We start from the raw sequence: 3,620 nt of genomic DNA, 5'->3' as shown, positions 1-3,620 counted from the left end.
ATTTAAAGCAAGCAATAACAACAGGTGACTGGCAAATGGAGCTCTTTTATAGAACAAGCGCGGATGCAAGCGCTGAATACAATGTATGATCCGCACGGTTTTCTCAGGTGTTCCGTAAAGTGTATTTACAGAAAGCATCAGAATATACTGCACACCTGCCCAGGTATCTGCCATCTCATTAACCAAGGGCCTGAGTTCATTTTCATTAACTATAAAACCTTCAATTTTTTCCAATAGAGGGCTGGAATGCACCGGAATATTCTGACTCTTGCGATAAGCAATACGCAAGGCCTCCAGCGGATCAAAATAAGAAGAAGCACATAAGTCCTGCCGGCTTTCGAGCTGGATAATTCTTTGTTCTAGCTTTTCCTTGTTCAAGCTTAAAATATCCAGTGCCGAAAGGATAGATTGATACAGCAGCCAATGTTCATCTTTGTCACAGATATCAATCAACACCGTAATAGATTGCTTATAGCACGAATCTACAAAATCAAAGTTGATGAGCTCTTTGATAATGGCGTCATGAAGCTGGTGCTCTTTTAGGGTATCTTTTATTTCCGGGTGGAGATTAATGGCATATTTCAAGTTCTCTGCAATAAACAGAATTAAATAATTTCTCTCATAATTATTCAAATCCAACTTAAAAATATGACTCAGAGTTACAAAATCTGCAGTTTTCACCATATATCTGACTGTCCACTGCAACAAAATAAATCGCACATGGTTACTGCTATAGGTTTTATCTATATATTCCAGGAAATGAGCGTCAACATTTAAATTGAACTTCTCTAAAAGCTCTATAAAGAGAAAATACTCAAAAATATGAGGATATAAAAAGCGGACAAATTCTCTCGGATGTAGATTCTGATAACGCCGCTCTTCCATCAGGATACCATCAGACAGGAGTTCCATATAGGCATTTTTAAATGCAGACAACTCGGCTATCAGTAAGTCTTTTGCCACAAAATTTTGAGACTTTCCATAATCTGTAAGCTGTATGATCTTTTTTAAGAAAAGGATCTTCTCCGTATAATAATTAGATTTATAAATCTTCTCCTTGATAAATCTGGAAACCAGTTCATAAAAAGCAATATTGGTATAATAGTTTATAAAAGGATCTTCCTCTTTAAGCTGGTAGTAGAGATGAATGTGAAATGGAAACTTTAACTGGGTTTTGAGTTTAGGATTGATATTTTCATGGTCAAAATGTCCGGTATTGGAAATAATCTGCTCAACTTCCCGCTCTGTTAGGGGAGGCACATTGGATACATCATTGACATCAAAATAATTTCCCTGGAACCAATTTGCTCTCAGGTAAGCAGAATGCCGCATTCTTTCATAAAAACGGATCCATGAGGTGGAACGCATACTGAGGACCACTTTAACCAGGTTCGTACTGTCTAACGCACAGATAAAATTCAAAATACTATCGAACAATTGGTTTTTGATATCCTTTTTCAGAGCGAGATCCGCAAAACCATCTATAATCAGGATAAATTTACCACCACGGGCCTGATGCTGTTCATGCAGATAACCAAGCAGGTCCTTTTTTGCGGATATTCCAAGCTCTGCCCGAATTTGCGCCTCAAGATCATAATAATCTCCATCTTTCTTAAAAAAGCTATAGGCCTTTACAAAAAGAACATTGGAATCTTTATAGGGTGCGTTTTCTTTATAAAAATAGTCTTCTACCAGATGGCTTAGCAAAGTCGTTTTTCCATAACCCGGCTGAGAGATAAAACACATGAAACTAAAGTTGCTGTTGTAAAATTCCTCGAAGTCATGTTCAGCAAACTTTCGGCTTATGGTCATTTCGTAAGGCAGGCCCGACCTGTTCCTAATACCTTTCAAGGTAAAATCAGTCGTTTTGCCGGCATAATGCCTCAAATTTTCCCAGTCATCCTTATCCTTGTCCTGAGTGTTTTTTTCCCGGGGGATCAGCCTGATCAGTTTCTCATTATCCACATATTCAAATAATGTTGTTAATGTAAACTGAGAAAAATTATGTTTCACTACAGCAAAACCAAAAAGCCTTTTTATGGTCGTTTCGCTAACGCTTTTGTTCAGAGCTTTACTGATTTCTATTGATATTCTTTTGCAGTCTCCAGGAGTAACAGAGCGGATTCCAGCCTTCGATAATATCAAAGATTTTAATTCATTTAGTACAGATGTTTCATCCATAATAACGTAATAGGGGCGTTAATAATAAGATTTAACTAATATATATGAAAGAAATTAAATATTGGTTTTATAAAAAAAATGAAAAAAAATGCAGAACAATAGCTAAAAAGCTAAATATCAATTTATTACATCAAAATTTAGTTATTTTAACTTTAAAAATGAACAAAATGAATGGGGAATAGCCCGAAGAATCATAAATGAACAATTCGAACGGGGGTTACGAAGCAATCTATATTTAAACTTGTACGAGTAAAATTAGAATTATTCCAATCCCTATCCCTATGAAATGGACTTCTACTCTACGTAAAAGCTTAAAAAATGCACTATTTATTTTTTTAAGTCTAGTAGTAATAACGCTGACAAATTCAAAATCGTATGCGCAAACCAGAAATTATGCAACCACTGCTCCTTCAAACGGATTGGTTGCCTATTACACGGTTTTAGGTAATCCAACTGTTGATACCAATCCTGGTTCGGCTGCTGGATCAGTTGTTGATCTTGGAAACACGAGCAACAACAATGCACCCAACTATGCACTGACGTCAAAGTGTCTCAATGTACTTGGCCTTATAAAAGCAGAGGGTGAAGCATGGGTACAATTAAAGTATCCTTCAAATGCAACAGGTAAAACCACCTATATACGTTTTGACAATCTAACTTCACAAGGACTGAACTTAGATCTTCTTGCTATAGTTGGGGACCTTACCGGATTATTGAAAAAGAATTTTGTTAAGCTTGATGTATATTCAGGTGCCTCTGCTGGTAGTGACGGAACTCTGGTAGATGCTGCAAATGTAAGTACCGACATCGTAAAGGATGCTGCGGGCAACAATTATTTCGCAGTTACTTCAACTCAACCTTACAATTCTGTACGTGTCAGGTTAAGATTTGAAGGAAACCTGCTTGGCCTGGCGGTAGGTTCATCGATCAGCATGAACGTTTACAAGGCTTTTACAGTAGACAGTCAAAATTGCGCTCCATCTATTTTTACTAACATAGGAGAATCTACAGGATTAAATGTTTCATTAACCAGTCTGTTACTCAATCCTGAAAAAGCTATTGACGGAGATATGAATACTTCGTCAACTATACAAACCGGCTTGGTTGGCCTGGGCTCTACGGCTTCCCAAACTATTTACCTGAATGGTCTTTCTGGTGCAAATGATTATGCTAAAGTAGTCTTATCCATTCCGGCCAGCGTACTTAATGTTGATGTATTCAAAACCATAACGGTTCAAGGCTATAATGGCAACACTGCGGTGGGCTCAGAAGTATCGGTGAGCAGTCTGCTCTCGCTGGATTTACTTGGATTGCTTTCCAATAAACAAAAAGTCCCCATCTTCTTTAAACCTGGTGCAGCCTTTGACCGGGTGAAGATCAAAATCAATACTGCACTTGCTGTGGGTGGCAACCTCCTTTCGGGAGGATTAAATGTTTAT

At 37.6% G+C, this 3,620-nt stretch carries 2 protein-coding genes and 1 pseudogene; 2 read left to right on the top strand and 1 reads right to left on the bottom strand.

The window, feature by feature from the left end; translation table 11 throughout:
• The coding region (locus VNZ46_RS00805; protein ID WP_325558159.1) for an ATP-binding protein at positions 1–2,181 on the bottom strand (2,181 nt) is incomplete at its 3' end.
• Positions 2,182–2,225: 44 nt separating this feature from the next.
• Here VNZ46_RS00805 and VNZ46_RS00800 point away from each other — a divergent pair.
• Together VNZ46_RS00800 and VNZ46_RS00795 are read left to right on the top strand one after the other, a co-directional pair.
• The gene (locus VNZ46_RS00800; RefSeq protein WP_325558158.1) at positions 2,226–2,363 is read left to right on the top strand and encodes a hypothetical protein; all 138 of its coding nucleotides are present in this window, start codon (positions 2,226–2,228) and stop codon (positions 2,361–2,363) included.
• A gap of 99 nt (positions 2,364–2,462) precedes the next feature.
• Positions 2,463–3,620: pseudogene (locus tag VNZ46_RS00795) on the top strand (hypothetical protein); the annotation flags it as partial.

It is taken from the genome of Pedobacter sp. (assembly GCF_035566355.1).
Classification (GTDB): domain Bacteria; phylum Bacteroidota; class Bacteroidia; order Sphingobacteriales; family Sphingobacteriaceae; genus Pedobacter.
This window is presented reverse-complemented; position numbering and strand designations above follow the sequence as displayed.

Coding starts and splice junctions, on each gene's coding strand:
- VNZ46_RS00800 (WP_325558158.1), top strand. CDS start 2,226: ATGAAAGAAATTAAATATTGGTTTTATAAAAAAAATGAAAAAAAATGC.